18 protein-coding genes are annotated in these 19,343 nt (G+C 61.8%); 8 read left to right on the top strand and 10 right to left on the bottom strand.

Annotated features, from left to right (window positions below; all coding sequences use genetic code 11):
* Window positions 1–21 precede the first annotated feature (21 nt).
* The 10 genes from mdoH to VWZ81_RS07255 form a co-directional block, all read right to left on the bottom strand.
* Window positions 22–1,932 carry a glucans biosynthesis glucosyltransferase MdoH gene (mdoH, locus tag VWZ81_RS07300; RefSeq protein ID WP_416542418.1) on the bottom strand — a complete coding sequence of 637 codons (1,911 nt, stop codon included), beginning with the start codon at window positions 1,930–1,932 and terminating at the stop codon, window positions 22–24.
* Window positions 1,929–3,452, bottom strand: a complete 1,524-nt coding sequence (locus VWZ81_RS07295) for a glucan biosynthesis protein (RefSeq protein WP_416542417.1) — start codon at window positions 3,450–3,452, stop codon at window positions 1,929–1,931. Before VWZ81_RS07295 ends, mdoH begins: the two co-directional genes overlap by 4 nt.
* Window positions 3,449–4,720, bottom strand: coding sequence for an OpgC family protein (locus VWZ81_RS07290; protein WP_416542416.1), 1,272 nt, complete (start codon window positions 4,718–4,720; stop codon window positions 3,449–3,451). Before VWZ81_RS07290 ends, VWZ81_RS07295 begins: the two co-directional genes overlap by 4 nt.
* 23 nt (window positions 4,721–4,743) lie before the next feature.
* Window positions 4,744–6,108 carry a tetratricopeptide repeat protein gene (locus tag VWZ81_RS07285; RefSeq protein WP_416542414.1) on the bottom strand — a complete coding sequence of 455 codons (1,365 nt, stop codon included), beginning with the start codon at window positions 6,106–6,108 and terminating at the stop codon, window positions 4,744–4,746.
* Window positions 6,109–6,477: 369 nt separating this feature from the next.
* Window positions 6,478–7,698 (bottom strand): CaiB/BaiF CoA transferase family protein, encoded by a 1,221-nt coding sequence (locus VWZ81_RS07280; protein WP_416542465.1) that lies wholly within the window; start codon window positions 7,696–7,698, stop codon window positions 6,478–6,480.
* Window positions 7,685–9,349 (bottom strand): thiamine pyrophosphate-binding protein, encoded by a 1,665-nt coding sequence (locus tag VWZ81_RS07275; protein ID WP_416542413.1) that lies wholly within the window; start codon window positions 9,347–9,349, stop codon window positions 7,685–7,687. The genes VWZ81_RS07280 and VWZ81_RS07275 overlap by 14 nt, the downstream gene beginning before the upstream one ends.
* Window positions 9,350–9,430: 81 nt before the next feature.
* The gene (locus VWZ81_RS07270; RefSeq protein WP_416536309.1) at window positions 9,431–9,868 is read right to left on the bottom strand and encodes a DUF302 domain-containing protein; all 438 of its coding nucleotides are present in this window, start codon (window positions 9,866–9,868) and stop codon (window positions 9,431–9,433) included.
* Window positions 9,869–10,090: 222 nt separating this feature from the next.
* On the bottom strand, window positions 10,091–11,161 hold the full coding sequence (locus VWZ81_RS07265) for a YeeE/YedE family protein (protein ID WP_340545299.1): 1,071 nt from the start codon (window positions 11,159–11,161) through the stop codon (window positions 10,091–10,093).
* 86 nt (window positions 11,162–11,247) lie between these two features.
* Window positions 11,248–11,583 carry an ArsR/SmtB family transcription factor gene (locus VWZ81_RS07260; RefSeq protein ID WP_340546305.1) on the bottom strand — a complete coding sequence of 112 codons (336 nt, stop codon included), beginning with the start codon at window positions 11,581–11,583 and terminating at the stop codon, window positions 11,248–11,250.
* Between the two features lie 19 nt (window positions 11,584–11,602).
* Window positions 11,603–12,082 carry a hypothetical protein gene (locus VWZ81_RS07255; protein ID WP_340546306.1) on the bottom strand — a complete coding sequence of 160 codons (480 nt, stop codon included), beginning with the start codon at window positions 12,080–12,082 and terminating at the stop codon, window positions 11,603–11,605.
* Between the two features lie 313 nt (window positions 12,083–12,395).
* Between VWZ81_RS07255 and VWZ81_RS07250 the strand changes: the two genes are divergently transcribed.
* From VWZ81_RS07250 to soxC, 8 genes are all read left to right on the top strand, one after another.
* The gene (locus VWZ81_RS07250) at window positions 12,396–13,133 is read left to right on the top strand and encodes a cytochrome c biogenesis CcdA family protein (protein ID WP_416542412.1); all 738 of its coding nucleotides are present in this window, start codon (window positions 12,396–12,398) and stop codon (window positions 13,131–13,133) included.
* A gap of 37 nt (window positions 13,134–13,170) precedes the next feature.
* The gene (locus tag VWZ81_RS07245) at window positions 13,171–13,746 is read left to right on the top strand and encodes a thioredoxin family protein (RefSeq protein WP_416542411.1); all 576 of its coding nucleotides are present in this window, start codon (window positions 13,171–13,173) and stop codon (window positions 13,744–13,746) included.
* A 201-nt stretch (window positions 13,747–13,947) separates the two neighbouring features.
* On the top strand, window positions 13,948–14,424 hold the full coding sequence (gene soxX, locus VWZ81_RS07240; RefSeq protein ID WP_416542410.1) for a sulfur oxidation c-type cytochrome SoxX: 477 nt from the start codon (window positions 13,948–13,950) through the stop codon (window positions 14,422–14,424).
* A 49-nt stretch (window positions 14,425–14,473) separates the two neighbouring features.
* Window positions 14,474–14,890: a thiosulfate oxidation carrier protein SoxY gene (soxY, locus tag VWZ81_RS07235; RefSeq protein ID WP_416542409.1), complete on the top strand. Its 417-nt coding sequence runs from the start codon at window positions 14,474–14,476 to the stop codon at window positions 14,888–14,890.
* A gap of 49 nt (window positions 14,891–14,939) precedes the next feature.
* Window positions 14,940–15,269, top strand: coding sequence for a thiosulfate oxidation carrier complex protein SoxZ (gene soxZ / locus VWZ81_RS07230; protein WP_340545304.1), 330 nt, complete (start codon window positions 14,940–14,942; stop codon window positions 15,267–15,269).
* A gap of 73 nt (window positions 15,270–15,342) precedes the next feature.
* On the top strand, window positions 15,343–16,194 hold the full coding sequence (gene soxA, locus VWZ81_RS07225; RefSeq protein WP_416536194.1) for a sulfur oxidation c-type cytochrome SoxA: 852 nt from the start codon (window positions 15,343–15,345) through the stop codon (window positions 16,192–16,194).
* A gap of 98 nt (window positions 16,195–16,292) precedes the next feature.
* Window positions 16,293–17,990, top strand: a complete 1,698-nt coding sequence (soxB, locus tag VWZ81_RS07220) for a thiosulfohydrolase SoxB (RefSeq protein WP_416542408.1) — start codon at window positions 16,293–16,295, stop codon at window positions 17,988–17,990.
* Between the two features lie 76 nt (window positions 17,991–18,066).
* On the top strand, window positions 18,067–19,338 hold the full coding sequence (gene soxC / locus VWZ81_RS07215) for a sulfite dehydrogenase (RefSeq protein WP_416538631.1): 1,272 nt from the start codon (window positions 18,067–18,069) through the stop codon (window positions 19,336–19,338).
* The last annotated feature ends 5 nt before the right edge of the window (window positions 19,339–19,343 follow it).

Below are 19,343 nucleotides of genomic sequence, written 5' to 3'. Positions count from 1 at the left end.
TTTTCGCCTGAACTGTCTTTTTTACTCAGCGGCTGTGGGATGGGCGGGGGATCGCTCCAATGCCAGGCGCAACCTGTCCCGTCTGGCACGGGCGATGCGGGTGATGCGGGGCTCGTTATGGACCTCACGGGTGGCCAGAAGGGCTTTGGTAAAGCGCTGCAACGGTACGCCCGACAGGGCCGACAGGGGCACCGCAAGGATCAGCGATACGGCGATTGGCAATAGCCAGACGGATACCACGCCGGCGAGAATCCCCGTCCACAGCGCGATGCCGCTGACGGTTTCCAGCGCGTGGCAGGTGAACAGCGTGCGCCAGGAGTAGCTGCCACCGTCGCGTGCCTGCGGCGCCCATCCCTTTTGGAGGCCAAAGGCGGTGCGCAGCACCGCGATCATCTGCTGAACCATCAGGATCGGCGCATAAAGGATCGCGAGCAGGATTTCCGTCAACAGTGACAGGGCAAAGGCGCCCGCGCCGCCATAGTCGGAGAAGCGGCTCCCGGTCATCGGCAGCGCCGCCACGGCCAGAAGCTTTGGGGCGAGCAGCATGGCATAGATGAGCAGGATCACCAGCACATGGCGCGGCTCTGACATGTCCGGCCAGGAGGGCATCAGCGGATTGGTTTCACTGAAATAGGTCAGGACCGAAGCTTCCTCGCCACGTCCGATCAGCGCCCAGATCACCAGCAGGGCGAACCAGACTGGCGCCATCAGGTAGCCGATGGCCCCATGCAGCAGATGAAAGCGTGACAAGGCGCGAAACCCCTTGGCGTTGAGCAGGTTCAGGTGCTGTAGATTGCCCTGACACCAGCGCCGATCCCGCAGCACATGGTCAATCAGCGTCTGCGGAGTTTCTTCGTAAGACCCACGAATGCGGGGCAGGAACTGCACGCTCCAACCGGCGCGACGCAGCAGCCCGGCCTCCACGAAATCATGACTCATGATCAGCTTTTCACCACCAAAGACAGAGCGCAGCGGCGGCAGCCCCGCACAGGCGGCAAAGGCACGGGTGCGGATGATCGCATTATGCCCCCAGTAATTGCCTTCATGCCCTGCCCAGCGGGCCAGACCTTCGGCCAGAGCCAGGCCGTAGACGCCATTGGCAAACTGCTGCATCCGGCCAAAGACGGAATGCGCACCTATCAGCTGCGGATAGCTCTGGATCAGACCTGCGCCGGGATCACGGGCCAGCGCGTCGGCCAGATGGGCAATGGCGCGCCCGGTCATCAGGCTGTCGGCATCGAGCACCAGCATGGCGTCCCAGCCGGCGCCCCACCGGCGCACCCAGTCGGCGATATTGCCGACCTTGCGTCCTGCATTGTCATCGCGGCGCCGATAATAGAGCTGGGCCCCTGCGGGGAGCATACTGCGCAGGGCCTCGACACTGGCACGTTCCTCTGCGGCGATGGCATCGTCGCGGGTGTCGGACAGGATGAACATTGCATAGTCATGGACACCGCCACGGGCGTGCAGCTCTTCCAGCATGGATTGGGCATTGCCAAGTACATACCAGGGGACCTCGTTGTAGATCGGCATCAGGAGCGCGACCTTCATCCGCTGCGGGCGGCCTCGTCCCAGCGCGCGGGGGCGCTGGGACAGGCCCCAGAGACCCAGAAGGACGGTAGAGACCGAAAAGCAGATCCAGAAGAAATTGAACGCGATCAACACCAGAAGTGCGACCTCCAGCATGGAAAACCCGTCTGCCGCGAACCAGTCCTTCATACCCCAGGTCAACAGCCCCGTAGCGGCCATCGCCGGAGAGAAGGCCAGAACACGCCATAGCGCCACCTGACGCTGGCTTGACTCGCTGGGCTGTCCGCCGGTTGCCGCGCTGTCACCGGGTAAGGGGCAGGCGTGATCCTGAAAATGGGCACCGAAATTCTGCTCTGGCATAGCCAGCGGTTGTTCCGGTGGGGTCAGGGAGAAATTGGTCATTTGGTCCACCGGTAAAGCCAGACTTCGGAGGCGGGCTGATCATCCTTGCGCAGTTCAGCGCGCAATTCGACGTGGTCGCGTTCGCCAGGGTCAAAGGCAAAGGCCAACCGCACCCCGCCAGTTTCCGGGTTTTGCTGCAAGACGCCTTCGGTTGGGGTTACATGAGGTGACGTGATATGCGCCTTTAGATCGTCAACGCCACCGGCAAACAGCGGATGGGCTGCGAAATCGATGGTGATGATCCGACCCGGATCACCAAAGATGCGCGCGCCCGCGGCGGTGTTGATCACCTGTGGCACCGGCAGATCCGGGCCGTTGCCCCAGGTCAGCCGATAGTCAATGGCAATCTCTGAGCCTGGGGCGTAGCTGTCGCGTGGGCGCCAATAGGCCACGATATTGTCGTAGATTTCCTTGTCCGCCGGGATTTCAACCAGCGTGACGGCGCCTTTGCCCCAATCACCCTTCGGCTCAACCCAGAGCGCCGGGCGCTGGTGATAATGCGCTTCCAGATCCTCATAATCAGACAGCAGCCGCGGGCGCTGCATCAGGCCAAAGCCACGCGGGTTTTCATCGACAAAGGACGACAGCTGCAGCGTCTTGGGGTTGGCCAGTGGGCGCCACAGGGTCTCGCCGTTGCCATTGACCACCAGCAGACCGTCGCTGTCGTGAACCGCAGGGCGGAAATCGTCAAACCGGTTGCGATTGGTCTGATCAAACAGGAACATCGAGGTGAGTGGTCCAAGCCCGATATTGTCCAGTTCCGCACGTGCAAACAGGCGCGCCTCGACATCCATCACCGTGTCTTGCCCCGGCAGTATGTCAAACCGGTAGGCCCCGGTGACAGACGGCGAATCCATCAGCGCATGGACGATCATGTTCTTTTGGCCGGGAACTGGAGCTTCGAGCCAGAAGGCAATGAATTCAGGGAATTCTTCGCCCTTGGAGGTAGCGGTATTCACCGCCAGGCCGCGCGCCGACAACCCATAGGTATGTGCAGCCCCGATGGCCCGGAAATAACTCGCGCCCTGGAATACGCAGAATTCCGTTTTCTTGCCGGGTTCCTTTAGATCGGTCCGCAGCCGGAAACCGGAGTAGCCGAGGCTGTCGTCGACGCTCAGGTCGGGGGCTTTGTCGGTTTTGTCAAACAGCGACAGGTCAAAGGCCACCGGCTGGGCGAGGCCGTTTTCCACGGTGTAGATCTCGACCGGGCGCGGGAAATAAAGGCCGGGCAGAAAGAAATCGACATTGTAGCTGCGCGGGGTCTTCGACCAGAGCGCATCGCGGCTGCGGAACCAGCGGGTCTGGTATTCCTCATAGGTCTGCTCCTGCCAGTCCTGCGGCACGCTGGGCCGGGGCGCATAAGGGGCGGCCGCCAACTCGCGCGCCAGCGCCACAACCGTTTCGCGCGAGAATGCAGGGCCTCCGGTCGCACGCGCAGGCGAGGTCAGCGCGGCAAGCGCAAGCGGGGCCGTGCTGGCCAGGGCGGTTGCCAGAAAGGTGCGTCGCGAGAATTCTTTCATCTCTTGGTTTTCCATGGATGTGATTTGAACCAGGCAGCGATATAGGCGCAGCCGATGATCAGGCCAAACCCGGTGAGGTTAAAAAATGCAGTGGTCATGATCGACCTGTCAGTGAGATCCATGGCAAAGCCCAGCAACCGAGCCAGCGCCATGGAAAACACAAAGACCGCAAGCGATTGCTGACCGACTTTGGTGATCAGCGACAGCAGCACGGCCCAGATCCGGGCGGGTGTGGATTGCCCGGAGGCGATCAGACGGCGACCGCCTTCGCCCGCAACCACCCAGCCGAGGTAGGCCAGCGACAGGAAATGGCCATAGCGCAAAAGGCCAAAGTCGGTTTTTTCCCGCCATTCGGCTGTCAGCTGCCAGGTCGGTCGGATCAGCTCCGCCAGACCGGTGTTCCAGGCTTCAACCCAGAGGAAGACTTTCCAGGAGCCGAAGGGCGCTAGCAGGAGCAGATAGGCGGTGGCTATGATCATCAGTCCGCGTGAGACCGGCGGGGCGGGCAGCCAGCCTTTCATGAAGGCAAAGCCGGTGAAGAACAGCAGCTGCCAGCCAAAGGGGTTGAAAAACCATTCGCGGCTCGACCAGGGTTCGGCGGAGAGCGACAGCCCATTCGGCCCGAGGCCGATCATATACGGGTTGGCCAGCAGCCAGATCGCGATCGAGGTGGCCGCCACTGCCCAGACGCCGACGCGTTCCAGCCCCATCATCAGCGGCATCAGCCCCAACACGACGAGATACATCGGCAGAATGTCAAAGTAGTTTGGCACGTAGCTGAGCGTCATCAGCCCAACCAGCTGCGGCACCGGGTTTTCAAAGAACGGCAACAGGTTCAGCGAGGCAATATAGCTCTTGTCAAAAGCCCCGTAGAGATCCAGCGCCGCCATGGTGGTGGCGAGAAAGACAAACAGGCCGATATGGGCCCAGTAGACTTGCCAGCAGCGAAACACCACGCGCGCGCTGCCAATCAGCCAGCCGCGGCGGGCAAAGGTGCCGCCAAAGGCGATGGCCGAGGCCATGCCCGAACAGAAGACAAAGATCTCCGTCGCGTCGGAGAAGCCAAACCGGGCCGGAATCCAGCCGGTCCAGCGGTTCCCGGGAATATGAGCGCACAGGATGATGAACATCGCAATGCCGCGGTAGAAATCCAGCCGGGGATCGCGAAGCGCGCGGGTCTGCGCGTCCGATTGCGGGGCAACCGGGCGATTGGCCACTGGAGTGGTCTCGGTGCCCTTGGCACCGGGAAAGGGCGAGATGGTCGCCATAGGCTGTTGTGTCCTTACTTTTGTTATTCTGCCGGGACGCTTTGCGCGCAGGGCGCGCCACGTCCGGCAGCGATCAGTGCACGGCGTGCCTGTGCATAGCTGTCCTCGGCGCCGCCCCGCTGGGCGCGCCGTTCGTTGAGGATGGCCTCCACCGCGTCCAGACGCCCCGCGCGGATGCCCGCATCAATGGTCACGCGTTCGAAAACGTCCCGCTGGGCATGGCTGCCCCCTGCCAGTTGCAGGGAGCTGCGTCCGCTGGCGAGATAGCCGAAGGCTTCGCTGTAGTTACCTTCGCCAAAGGCCTCGAGCCCCAGCGCAAGGCCGCAGCCTGGCGTTGCCATGCGGCCATCGCTCTCGCTGGCGCCGCGACGCGCATCAGCGTGGATCCGCTGCACCAGCTGGCCAGCCTCAACCTTGCGATCATCGCCCACCAGGGCAAGAAGATAGTGAAGATCAGCAAAGATCAGGCAGCCGTCTTCGGTCCGGTTGGCACAGAGTTCTGCGAGTTCTTCCCAGCGGTCACCGATTGCAACGCCCTCCAGCTCCAGCCGCATCAGCAGTGAGGTGGCGTTGGAAATGTCACGGTAATCATCGGTTTTGTCTTTGCGGATCTCGTGATCGTATAGCGCCAGCACCTGTTCGGTCTGCCCCTGATCCAGATGCATCAGCGCCTTGTGCCACCAGACGTGGTAGCGAAAGTTGTTGCAATGTGCCCAGGCCTCTTCGCGACCGGTCAGCCAGTCAAGCCCGGCACGGGAGTTGCCCGTCATATCATGGACATGGGCCACCGCATGCAGGCCCCAGGCATCATCCGGTGCCATCCAGAGCGCCTGACGCCCGGTTGCTTCGGCCAGGTCATAAGCGCCGGTTTCCTCAAGCGAAAAGGCGTGGCATCCAAGCAGGTAACCGCGTCCGGCGTGATCCGGCGCATAGGCGGGCAGGACCCGCTCGATCGACCGGCGCATACCGGCGCTGTCGCCCAGGATGAAGCGGATCGCGTGGCTCAGCTTCATCGCCAGCGCGTCCTCGGGGTGGCTGCGCAGCACGGTCTCCATCTCTGCAATCGCCAGCGATGGACGGCCGTCCAGCCAAGCACCGAGCGCAGCGATATAGTGGCGTTCGCGTGGCAATGCACCATCCTCGGCGGCCTTGGCCGCAGCATAGGCGTCGCGTGCGGCCTGCATCAGTTCTGCCCGGCCCAACAGCAGCACAAACATGCCCTTGGCCGCCTGGGCCATGGCAAACTCCGGTGCAGCCTCCAGCAGGGCGCCCAGATGTTGCGGCGCGGCAGCGCCGTGAGACAACACCCCCATCTGAACGCAGTTCCAGTTCTCGAGCGCCGCGGCGTTTGTCAGGCTGGTGTCCTGGCCAAAAATATCTTGCATCATCGTTTGTCCGATCCGTGTCAAAAACGAAAGCAGAGGTGCTTTGTCGTCGAGCCTAAAGCACGGCCGCGCGTCTCGCGATGCCCGCTCGCGGTTTGGTGAAGCGGCGTGTGCAATCTCGCCGGATTAATGGGCCAACCATATTGATTGACAGCGATTTCCCGCATTTTTTGTAATCTGGCAAGCCCGTGCAGCGCGACTTTGGCCGAACACCGCCAGTTTCTGTAACACTCGGCCAGATCCTGCCGGTTGCAAGCCCGAGAAACAGGCGTTTTCTGCGGTGTCTTAAGGGGATAGCAGAGATATTGAGCAGGCAGCCGCCCCCGGGTGACGGGGCGTCTGCCTGTTCTCGGTCGGCGCTGCGCCGCTGTCTTAGTTGTCGTCTTCCGAAAACGGGTCCGCGGTCCTGGCAAGGAGGTCGCTGTCTGCACCGCAGATTGGAGGCGCGTGACGGTAGGTCACCGGCGTCCGGGAGAATTTGAGCGGATTGCCAAGCAACCGCACCGGCCCCGCCGCCGAGGACATTTCAATTGTCATATCCCGCGCCGCCACCTGATCAGAGGCAAAAACCTGATCGAGCGTCTGCACCGGTCCTGCTGGCACCTTGCGGGCCTCCATCGCGGCGATCACCTCATCGGTGCGGTATTGGCGCAGCGCCGGTACCAGGATATCGGCGAGCGCGTCTCGGTGCTGCAAGCGGGCCGGGTTGGTTGCAAAGCGCGGGTCCCGCGCCAGCCCGTCCAGTCCGAGAAAAGATAGGAAGCGGCCAAACTGCGCGTCATTGCCGACCGCGAGGATCACATGGCCATCTGAGGTCTCATATAACCCATATGGCACGATGCTGGGATGCTCATTACCGCGCCGTTTGGGGGCGCTGCCAGTGTTGAGTGTTGCCACACCTTCGTTGATCAGCCATGCGATCTGCGCATCCACCAGCGCGATATCGACCTGCTGGCCTTCGCCGGTCTGTTCCTTGTGGCGCAGCGCTGCGAGGATGCCGACACAGGCATACATGCCGCACATTACGTCGGCGATGCCGACGCCAACCTTCATCGGTCGGCCCTCAGGCTCACCGGTGAGCGACATGATCCCGCCATAGCCCTGTGCCATCAGGTCATAGCCGGGTTTATGGGCATTGGGTCCAGTCTGGCCGTAGCCGGAGATCGAACCATAGACCAGATGCGGGAACTCTGTGTGCAGGCTCTCGTAGTCGAGGCCGTATTTGGCAAGCCCGCCGGGTTTGAAGTTTTCCAGCAGAATATCGGCTTCAGCGGCGAGACGACGTATGATCTGCTGGCCCTCGGTCGTGGCGATGTCCACCTCAACCGAGCGCTTATTGCGGTTTGCGGCCATGAAATAGGCCGACAGATCCGACTGGTGACCGTCTTCATCCACCACATAGGGCGGCCCCCACTGCCGGGTGTCATCGCCCCCGGTTCGCGGGTTTTCGACCTTGAGCACACTGGCCCCCAGATCTCCCAGCATCTGGGTGCAGGTCGGCCCTGCCAGAATGCGGGACAGGTCCAGCACCTTGACGCCAGTCAGCGGGCCATGGGACAGCTTGGCTTCGGATGTCCGGTCAGATGAGCCCATCATAGGCCTCCCGCTCGAATTCTGCGGCAATGACGGTGAAACGCTCGGCCTGCTGTGCCTCTTGCAAGGCAGCGCGCAGGCCTGCGCGGTCGCGGACCCTGACGCCATGGCCGCCAAAGGCCCGGCCCATCGCGGCAAAGTCGTGCTGGCCGAAGTCGACGCCAGCGTTATCCAGCCGTCGCTGTCGCTGCTTCAGATCGATCAATGCGAGGCTGGCATCGACGAAGACGACAAAGATCGGCGCAACGCCAAGCTCGGCGGCGGTGGACAACTCGCCCGCCACCATCAGGAAACCCGCATCACCGGAGAAGCTGACAACCGTGCGCTGCGGCTCTGCCAGTTTGCGGCCAATGGCCATCGGCACCGCGCAGCCCATGGTGCAGAGGCCCGAGGATTGGATCAGGGCGCGAGGCTCATGGCAGCTCCACATCTGCGAGAGCAAGATCCGATGGGCGCCGCTGTCTGCCGTCGCCAGCGTATCGCCGGGCAGGGTGGCCTGACATTCGGCAACGATCGCAGCGGGTCCCCAGTCCGCCTGCGGGGTGAAGGCGGAGCGAAGGGCTGCCCGGGCCACCTCAGGCTGACCTTCGGGCCAGCGCTGCGGGGACGGCTGCGTGTCATCGGCGAGCTGCGCCCCAACCGTCAGCGCGCGCAGACTGGGCGCAAGACCGGCAACCAGCGTCAGAGTGGCCGCGTGCATGTAGTGGGTGTTGTCCTCGGCGCAGATATCAATCACCCGCTGGCGGGAACAATCCCAGGCGTTGCGCCAGCCCGGGCGCATCTCGATTGGATCGTACCCCAGCGCAAGAACCAGATCGGCCTCGCGCACCAGCGGCAGCAGGTGACGATCGGCGAGCGGCGACAGCCCGGCGCCGCCAAGGCAAAGCGGGTGCTTCTCAGGCAGGATGCCCTTGGCCTTGTAGCTGGTTACAAAAGGGATCTGGTAGTGTTCGAGAAAGGCCAGAAGCGGCGCGGATGCGGCCTCGGCAACAGCGTCAAGACCGATCACCGCCAGCGGGCGCTCGGCCTCGGTAAGCCACGCGCGCGCCTGCGCCAGGTCAGCGGGCTGCGGTTGCGTTGCTCTGGCAGGCGCGAGGCAAGGACGGTGGGGGCCGGCAGGGGAATCGGCGACGGAGATCGGCACATCGATATGCACCGGCCCATTGCGCGGCGCTGTTGCGATCCGCACCGCCTTGTCGGTGATCACACCGGCAGCCTCGGCGTCGAGGCGATAGCTGGCCTTGGTGATCGGGGCAAAAACCGCCTGGTGGTCCAGTACCTGATGGGTATAGGTGGCCGCTTCCGCCGCATCCACACATCCTGTCAGCACCAGCATCGGCACCCGGTCCTGATGCGCATTGGCGACAACGTTCACCCCATTGAGCGCCCCCGGGCCCAGCGTGGCCACCAGGATAACCGGTGCGCCATCGCTGTGGTGCACGCCTTCGCCCATGAAACCGGCGCTGTTCTCGTGTTTGGCAAGGTGAAAGCGGATGCCCGCCTTGGTCAGCGCATCGACAAGCGTCAGCACTTCGCCACCGGGCATGCCGAAGGCATGGCGGCATCCGGCGGCATATAGTCGCCGGGCCAGCACATCCGCCGCGCGCAATGGTTCTGTGGCCGTCGCAGCCGCGGTGTCGGTCTGTGTCATGAAATCCACCCTTCGTGAACAAGTGCCGCCAAATTGCCGGAACCGGGCAAGGTTGCAAGCCTCCTCACGCGGGTGTGAGCGTCAAGGCGCCGAGCGCGCCGCATTTTGCGCAATGGCATCAAGATGTTGGTCCAGCTCTGCCGCGATATCGGCGAGATCAGCCCCGCCTTCATCGAGATAGGGGGCAAAGACATGGGTTGCGGTTTTATAAGAAAGCGTCGCCAAGCCATCTTCGCCTTCGGTCACATAAAGGCGGATCGGGGCTTCAATCATTGCGGCGGTGGAATGGCTGAGGACCCGCACCGCATAGTCATTGTTGAAAACACCGATCACCCGGTTGCCGGGTATGGTAATGCCACGGGCCGCAGCGGCCTTGGTCGGCCCGGCCTGCGTCACCACGACAAGACCCTGCGCCTTCGTCGCCGCAATCACATCTTCGACCAGCTGCGGGTAGGGCTTGCGGGTCTGGTGAACGGCCCAGCCCTGGCGCTCGGCCAGCGGTGCGGCGGTCGCAACCATCGTATGTGACCCTGTTGCGGCAAGCAGCACGAAGGCCAGTGCCGCAGCGAACAGATGGCTGCGGCGGAGGGCCATCGAACCCATCACGTTTTGAAACATGGCGGTGATCTCCTGTCGTTGCTTACGAAGTTAATGCCTCGGCGGCTGCATCGCAGTCACATTGTCGTGCAGCCGGTGCGAGCCGCGCGGCAGGGCAGTCAGGCGGGCAGTCAGGTGGTGCAGTCAGGCGGCGCGGCGAAAACCGGTGATCAGCTGGCGCAGCCCAACAGCGGCCCCGGCAAAGATCGACAGAAAGGTCACCGGGGCAGAAATCGACAACAGCGAAAAGGCGCTCAGCCCCTGGCCGACCGTGCAGCCCATTGCAAGGACCGCGCCGCCCCCCATGATCGCGGCCCCGATGATCTGGCGGCGCAACTCGCGCGGGTCGTCGCAGGCCTCCCAGCGGAAATGCCCCTTGATCAGCGAACCGATAAAGGCACCGAGCCAGACGCCGCTGACCGAGCCGACGGCAAAGCTGATCGGCCGCAGGCTGCCGGTCATTGTCCACATGATGGTTTCGCCAAGCGGCGCGGAGAAGGAATGCGAGACCAGAGGTATCGCGTCAAACCCCGTCCGCGCGATATGGCTGCTGCCTGCCCAGCCGCTGATGATGGCAAACGCCACCAGCGCAGCCCAGCCAATAGCGGCCGGAGACTCGCGCACCTCGCGCCCGAGGATGGATATCAGCAGGATCGCACCGCCGATGGCAAGGCCGATAGCGCTGACCGACGCTCCAAGATAGTTGGCCAGATGATGGGCGATGCCGGCGGGCAGATCATCGGTGATGCTCTGTTGCCGGAAAAACAGGTTGCGCAGCGGGGCGAGAGGGCCTGTCAGCACGACAAAGGTCGATACGCCCATCACCAGCACGATGACAAAGCTGCGCAGATCGCCGCCGCCGAGCCGGGCTATGGCGCCATAGCCGCACATCCCGCTCAGGGCCATGCCATAGCCAAATAACAGGCCGCCGCCGATAGAGGCCAGCGGCATCCAGCGAATGGCAAGATATTGCGACTGCGCCGGGTCCAGCCAGCCTAGAGCCATGAGGCCAAAACTTCCCAGGATTGCCATGCCGATTGCCATGCCCCACATCCGCAGACGCAGGGACGAGCCGCCATAGAGCAGATCCTCGATGGCGCCCAGCGTGCAGAACCGCCCCAGCCGCGCCGCCAATCCCAGCAGGACGCCGCCAAACACCCCCAGCAGGGCGGTCAGTTGCGTATCGCTCAGGAGGTCGGACAGGGGGGTGGGCATCTTGTGCGGGTTCCGCCGGTGAAAGAGCTGCGGGGCTGGCGGCTGAAGGTTCCGCTGCCAGTGTGGCCGGGCCGACCGGTCGTCGGTCAGTCCTCCTTGCAGAACAGCTCGTAGACCACTTCCAGGATCCGGCGCGGACGATCATCTGCCAGCCGGTAATAGATCGCCTTGCCCTCACGGCGTGGAATGACCAGACCTTCCAGACGCAGGCGCGACAGCTGTTGGGAAACCGCCGCCTGACGTGCGGAGAGCAGCTCTTCCAGCTCGGTCACCGATTTTTCACCCGACACCAGATGGCACAGGATCATCAGGCGTCCCTCGTGGCTGATCGCCTTCAGAAAATTCGAGGCGCGGGTGGCATTGTCCACCATCGTATCGAGATCTTCGGGGGCCATATCGGCGGAAAACTGTGGCAGGGCCATATCGGTGTTCTCTCCTGGTTCAACCATTGGTGGCCATCGGGGCGGGCTGCTGGTCGGGGGCGTGTCCCGCGTCTGGTTGCTCGGCAGCGGGCGGGACAAAGCCTGCGTGCGCCTGCAGCAGACCGGAAATCAGCGGCCAGAAGAAATCCTCTCCCGGATAGCCTTCCAGTCTCGCCATCTCATGGCCGCCCTCAACGATCAAGAAGGTTGGCGTGAATGTGACCCGCCGTGACAGCGTCAGATCTTTCGGCATGTCGCGCAAATCTGCCCGGCGCAGCGGGGCAAAGGTGCCTTCGGCGGTCTTTGGATAGATCGGCGCAATCTCCGCGTCCCAGCGTTCGCACCAGGCGCAGCCCGGCTGCTCGACCATCACCAGCTCTGCGGCATCGCTGGCCGATGCGATCAGCGGCAATGCCGCCATGACAGCGACCTTTGCCAGCGCCGAGGCAGCGGCGCGGCAGCTGCGATAGGGCAGGGAGGTCAGCGAAGAAAAGGCCATGATGCGATTTGTCTCGATGATCTGTGTGGGGGCCGTGAAGTACGATGTCTGAGCCACGGCCGGTGATTGACGGGTCGGCATGAAGGGTGTCTATATGTACTACGTAATTTGAATATGTGAATAGTACAAGTTTCTACCGGGGTGACCGGCGGCCCGCGCATCTTGTTGGAGCTGTGCCTGATTTGGGCAATCGCGGCTTGCACACGGAGATCGACCGCCAGCAGCCGACAGAAGATACTTCTCGGCGCGATGTGGATCGGCAACTGTGGTCTTGTCTGGTTCGAACGCAGAAGATGGCAAGGGGCCTTGATACATGCTGGAAATCTCTTTGTTCGGAGCGCTTGTTGCGGGGCTATTGTCATTCTTCACGCCCTGCGTGCTGCCCATGGTACCGTTTTACCTCTCCTATATGGGGGGGCTTTCCATCGCGGAGCTGCGCAGCGACGGCGAGATCGCTTTGGGCGCGCGGCGGCGCCTTGTGCTGGCGTCGATCTGCTTTTCCGTAGGGGTGACCACTGTCTTCGTGCTGATGGGAATGGGAGCCACCGCACTGGGGCAGGTGTTTGGCCAATATCTGGATGTGCTGGCCTATGGCGCTGCGGTATTGCTGCTGGTCTTTGGGCTGCATTTTCTGGGGGTCCTGTGGATTCCACTGCTTTATCGCGAGGCCCGGATCGAAAGCACCGCGCCGCCCGCGACCTTGGCTGGCGCCTATTTGATGGGATTGGCCTTTGGCTTTGGCTGGACACCCTGCGTGGGGCCGGCCCTGGCCTCGATCCTGATGATTGCCTCTGGCCTTGGCGATATCTGGCGCGGCGGGCTGCTGTTGCTGGTCTACGGCGCGGCGATGACCGCGCCCTTTGTGGTAGCGGCGCTGTTTGCCGGGCCTTTTCTTAGGTTTGTGGCCCGCCACCGGTCTGCCTTTGCCTGGGTGGAAAAGGGGATGGGCGTCATGCTCATCATCTTTGCGGTTCTGATCGCCACGGGCAGCGTGCGTTATATTGCCGAGGCTATGATCCGGTGGTTCCCGGGTTTTGCAAGTATCGGCTGAGCGGCCCAGAATGGCGGCCGTATTGGGAGGGTAAGAGATGAAACGACTAATGATCGGACTGTTGTGGCTGCTGTGTGTCGGCTCTGTGGGGGCGGTGGAGCTCGGCGATGATGGCCTGCACAAGACCCCCTGGATGCGCGAGACCTTCAAGGATCTGCGCGAGGATCTGGACGAGGCCAATGCCGAGGGCAAGCGGCTGGTGCTGTTCTTTGAACAAAGGGGCTGTGTCTATTGTACCAAGATGCACGAGGAGGTGTTCCCGACACCCGAGGTCGGGACCTACATCGGCGACAATTTCTTTGTGGTGCAGCTCAATCTATATGGCGATGTCGAAGTGACGGATTTTGACGGTGAAACCCTGTCGGAGAAGGACATGGCCCGAAAATGGGGCGTTCTGTTTACCCCGACAATGATGTTCCTGCCGCAGGAGGTGCCCGAGATTCCGGCGCCGCAGGCCGCGGTGGCGATCATGCCCGGTGCTTTTGGGATCGGCACTACGCTCGATATGTTCACATGGGTGAACGAAGAGCGCTATTTGCTTGATAACGGAGAAGATTTTCAACGTTACCATGCCCGCCGCATCCAGGAACGGAACAACGGCTCCACCGATTGATACCGGTGGTTTGATCGTCTTTGCAGCAAAGATGGCCTTGCCTGCGTGCCGTCGGGCAGACGAGGTCGGATAGGTTGAACGGTCGAAACGACATAATGAAATTCAAATTACTGAATTTGATGTTGCGTTAGCCGGGTGAGGTCGCCTAGGGTAAACGCCAGCGAAGCACGCCAAAGCGCGTGGGAGCCAATGGGAGGAAACATGAAGCAAATATCTCTGACACTGGCAGCCTGTCTGGCCGGGACAGTTGCGTTTGCCGCTGAGATCGCGCCGAAAGAGGTCGCCTATGACGACGACGGCGCTGTTGCCGTATCGCTCAGCGGAGCTGCCGGGGATGCCGCCAGCGGCGCATTGCTGGTTGGCGACAAATCCAAGGGCAATTGCGTGGCCTGCCATCAGGTGTCCGCGCTGTCGGATGTGCCGTTTCACGGTGAAATCGGCCCTGCACTGGATGGTGCCGGCAGCCGCTGGAGCGAGGCGGAGCTGCGCGGTCTGGTGGCCAATGCCAAGATGACATTCGACGGCACGATGATGCCCGCCTTTTACAAGGTCGATGGCTTCATCCGGCCGGGCGATGCCTACACGGGCGAGGCGGGGGCCGAGCCGCTGCCGCCGATCCTGACCGCCCAGGAAATCGAAGATGTGGTCGCATTCCTTGCGACCCTGAAAGAAGACTGACGCAAAGGACCGGGATCTTTTGCGCCATCAACGTCAAAGGAGACATACGATGGAGTTCTCACGTCGCGACACACTTGGCCTTGGCCTTGGGGCCGCTGCCCTGACCATGCTGCCCCTGCGTGTCGTTGCTGCAGCCGAGGATCGGATTGCAGAGTTCACGGGTGGCGCTGATATGGCTGACACCGGCCTGACACTGACCGCGCCCGAAATCGCCGAAAACGGCAATACCGTACCGATCGAGGTCGATGCGCCCGGTGCTTCGGCCATCATCATCCTGGCGACCGGCAACCCGACCCCGGGCGTCGCGACCTTTACCTTTGGTCCGTTGGCTGCCAGCCAGTCAGCCGCCACACGGATTCGCCTCGCAGGCACGCAAGACATTGTGGCGGTTGCCAAAATGGCCGACGGTAGCTTTGCCAAGGCAAGCGCGACCGTCAAGGTGACCATCGGCGGCTGCGGCGGCTAAGCGCGACCTGTCCGTCAGGTTCGCCCCATAGATATCAGGAGTTAACGACATGGCATCCGGTGTAAAACCCCGCGTCAAAGTCCCGAAGAAAGCAGCCGCAGGCGAAGCGGTGACCATCAAGACGCTGATCAGCCACAACATGGAAAGCGGTCAGCGCAAGGACAAGGAAGGCAACGTCATTCCGCGGTCGATCATCAATCGCTTTACCTGCGAGTTTAACGGTCAGTCCGTTGTTGATGTGGCCATGGAACCCGCCATTTCCACCAACCCTTACTTCCAGTTCGACGCCACCGTCCCCGAGGCGGGTGAATTCGTCTTCACCTGGTACGACGATGACGGTTCTGTCTACACGGAACAAAAACCGATCGCGATCGGCTGATCCCTTCCGGATCCATAGGCAAACGCCCTGTCCGGAACGCCGGGCGGGACGACCACCCAAGGGAGGAAACAAGATGAATAATAAGGCAATCACCGCAATTGCCATGGCGCTGGCCTTGCCCGTTACCGCCTTTGCTGAGGCGGATGATGATACGCTGGTCGTCAATGACGAGATCGAAATGGTCACCAAGACCGCCGCACCCGCGCATGTTGCTGATGTGCTGGACGAGGTGATGTCAGGCTGGCATTTCCGCTCGGATGAGACGCAGGCGCTGCAGATGGATGATTTTGACAACCCTGCAATGGTCTTTGTCGATCAGGCAATGGATACATGGTCCAAGGTTGAAGGCACCGCGGAGAAATCCTGCGCCTCCTGCCACGACGATGTCGAAGAGAGCATGGTCGGCGTCCGCGCGGTTTACCCCAAGTGGAACGAGGATGCAGGCGAGATGCGTACGCTCGTCATGCAGATCAACGACTGCCGCGAGAACCAGATGGGCGCGGAGAAGTGGAAATACACCAGCGGCAAGATGGCGGCCATGGAAGCGCTGATTTCGGTGCAATCGCGCGGGATGCCGGTTAACGTGGCCATTGACGGCCCGGCCCAGTCCACCTGGGAACAGGGCAAGGAGCTTTACTACACCCGCACCGGTCAGCTGGAACTCTCCTGTGCCAATTGCCACGAAGACAACTATGGCAACATGATCCGCGCCGACCATCTGAGCCAGGGCCAGATCAATGGCTTCCCGGTCTACCGCTTGAAGAACACTAAGCTGAACACGGCCCATGCGCGGTTCAAAGGCTGCGTGCGTGACACCCGCGCCGAGACTTACAAACCGGGTTCGGCTGAGTTTGTGGCGCTGGAGCTCTATGTCGCATCGCGTGGCAACGGCCTCTCGGTCGAGGCACCGTCTGTCCGCAACTGATCCGCGTGGCCCCGTGTCAGAGATGATGCGGGGCGCGTTTCCCTCAATATCATTCAAACATGCGAATATATCGTGTGTCTCAGTAGGAAGATGAACCCATGATCTCGCGGCGTGATTTCTTGCAGGTCTCCATGGCAGCGTCAGCGCTTGTCGGGGCCTCAGGTTTTGGCAGCTGGGCCAGACTGGCAGCGCAGCAGAAGCTGACACAGGATCAGCTCCTGCAGTTTGACACCTATGGCAACATCAGCCTGATCCATGTCACGGACATTCACGCTCAGCTGAAGCCGATCTATTTTCGTGAGCCCTCGGTCAATCTTGGGGTTGGTGACAATAAGGGCCATGTTCCGCATATCACCGGCGCGGATTTCCGCAAGGCCTATGGGATCGCCGATGGCAGCCCCTCAGCTTATGCACTGACCTATAATGATTTTGCGTCGCTTGCGCAGGGCTATGGCCGGGTCGGCGGGCTGGATCGTGTTGCAACCATTATCAATGCGATCCGCGCCGACCGCCCCGATGCGCTGTTGCTGGATGGCGGCGACACCTGGCATGGCTCCTATACCTGTCATCACACCGAAGGCCAGGACATGGTCAATGTGATGAACGCGCTGAAGCCGGATGCGATGACCTTCCATTGGGAGTTCACGCTGGGATCGGACCGGGTGAATGAGATCGTCGAGGGGCTGCCCTTTGCCGCACTTGGCCAGAATATCTTTGACGCGGAATGGGATGAACCGGCTGAGCTGTTCAAACCTTATAAGTTCTTCGACCGTGGCGGCGCGAAGGTTGCGGTGATCGGTCAGGCCTTCCCCTATATGCCGATTGCAAACCCCGGCTGGATGTTCCCGGAATACTCCTTTGGGATCCGCGATGAACATATGCAGGAGATGGTCGACGAGGTACGCGCCGCTGGTGCGGATGTTGTTGTGGTGCTGTCGCACAACGGTTTTGACGTTGATAAGAAAATGGCCGGTGTGGTCAGTGGCATCGACGTGATCCTGTCCGGCCACACCCATGATGCGCTGCCGGAACCGGTTCTTGTTGGTCAGACCCACATTGTTGCGTCTGGGTCCAATGGTAAATTCGTCTCCCGCGTGGATCTGGATGTGCGTGACAGCCAGCTGATGGGGCTGCGGCATAAGCTGATCCCGGTGTTTTCCGACGTCATTGCGCCGGATCCGGTGATCAGCCAGCTGATCAACGACCAGCGCGCGCCCTATGAGGCAGAGCTGGCCGAGGTGATCGGCCAGACAGATGAGCTGCTCTATCGGCGCGGCAATTTCAACGGCACTTGGGACGATCTCATCTGTGACGCGCTGCTGACCGAGCGTGAAGCCGACATCGCCCTGTCGCCCGGCGTGCGTTGGGGGCCGTCCTTGCTGCCCGGCGATGACATCACCCGCGAGGATATCTGGAATGTCACGTCGATGAGCTACGGTGCAGCCTATCGCAATGAAATGACAGGCGAATTCCTGAAGGTGGTGATGGAGGACGTGGCCGACAACATTTTCAATCCCGACCCTTATTACCAGCAGGGCGGCGACATGGTGCGCGTCGGTGGCATGGGCTACCATATCGACATCACCAAGCCGCAGGGCGAACGGATCAGCAATATGACACTGCTGAAGACGGGCGAGGCGATTGACCCGGCCAAGACCTATATCGTTGCCGGTTGGGCCAGCGTGAATGAAGGGACCGAGGGCCCGCAGATCTGGGATGTGGTCGAAAGCCACATTCGCAAGATGGGCACCGTTACCCTTTCCCCGAACAATTCCGTGCAGGTGTCGGGCGCCTAAGCCCGGCATCCGCCAAAAATTTTTGCGCTGATGAATTCACGAAAGTGAATTTTTCGATGTAAGGAGGCAATCAGAGATGACTGATAAACCGAAGCAAACCAGCCGGTCGCGCCGCCAGTTTCTGGCCGGTGCTGCGGCGGTTGGGGCAGGGGCAGTGGCGAGCCGTTCTGCTGGCGCCGCGACACCCGACCCGCTGATCACAGAGGTGCAGGACTGGGCATCCGGTCTTGGCGACGGCGTGGATACCACCCCCTACGGCCTGCCGATCAAATACGAAAGCGACGTGGTCCGGCGCAATGTGGAGTGGCTGACGGCGGACACCATCAGCTCGATCAACTTCACGCCGATCCACGCGCTGGACGGAACCATCACCCCGCAAGGCTGCGCCTTTGAACGTCATCACTCCGGCGCGATTGAGCTGCGCAAGGATGACTACCGGCTGATGATCAACGGCCTGGTCGACACGCCTTTGGTGTTTACCTATGCGGATCTGGAACGCTTCCCGCGCGAAAATCGCGTCTATTTCTGCGAATGTGCTGCGAATTCCGGCATGGAGTGGGCCGGCGCGCAACTCAATGGCGCGCAGTTCACCCATGGCATGATCCACAACATGGAATATTCCGGTGTCCCGCTGCGCACCCTGCTTGAGGAAGCGGGCGTAAACCCCGCAGGCAAATGGGTTTATGTCGAGGGGGCGGATGCGTCCTCCAACGGGCGCTCGATCCCGCTGGAAAAGGCGATGGACGACGTGCTGGTCGCCTTCAAGGCCAACGGTGAGGCGCTGCGCAAAGAGCACGGCTATCCGGTGCGCCTCGTAGTGCCCGGCTGGGAAGGCAATATGTGGGTCAAATGGCTGCGCCGGATCGAGGTCATGGCAGGTCCGGTCGAGAGCCGCGAGGAAACCTCGAAATACACCGACACGCTGGCCAATGGCATCAGCCGCAAGTGGACCTGGGAGATGGACGCAAAATCCGTTGTGACCAGCCCAAGCCCTCAGGCACCTATTACCCATGGCGCCGGGCCGCTGGTGATCACTGGCCTGGCCTGGTCCGGGCGCGGCGCAATCACTGGCGTGGATGTGTCCCTGGATGGCGGCAAGACCTGGACCGAGGCGCGGCTGGCGGCACCAGGAACGGACAAGGCGCTGACCCGGTTCTATCTGGATATCAACTGGGACGGGTCCGAGATGCTGCTGCAAAGCCGGGCTCGCGACGCGTCGGGCTATGTGCAGCCAACCAAGGCGCAGCTGCGCGAGGTGCGGGGGCTGAATTCGATTTATCACAACAACGCCATCCAGACCTGGTGGGTCAAGGCAAACGGGGAGGCGGAAAATGTCGAGGTTTCTTGAAGTGG

The sequence above is a fragment of the Phaeobacter sp. JH20_34 genome (genome assembly GCF_048056095.1).
Classification (GTDB): Bacteria; Pseudomonadota; Alphaproteobacteria; order Rhodobacterales; family Rhodobacteraceae; genus Phaeobacter; species Phaeobacter bryozoorum.
Note: the sequence above shows the minus strand (reverse complement) of the source record. Positions and strands in the feature narration are given on the sequence as shown.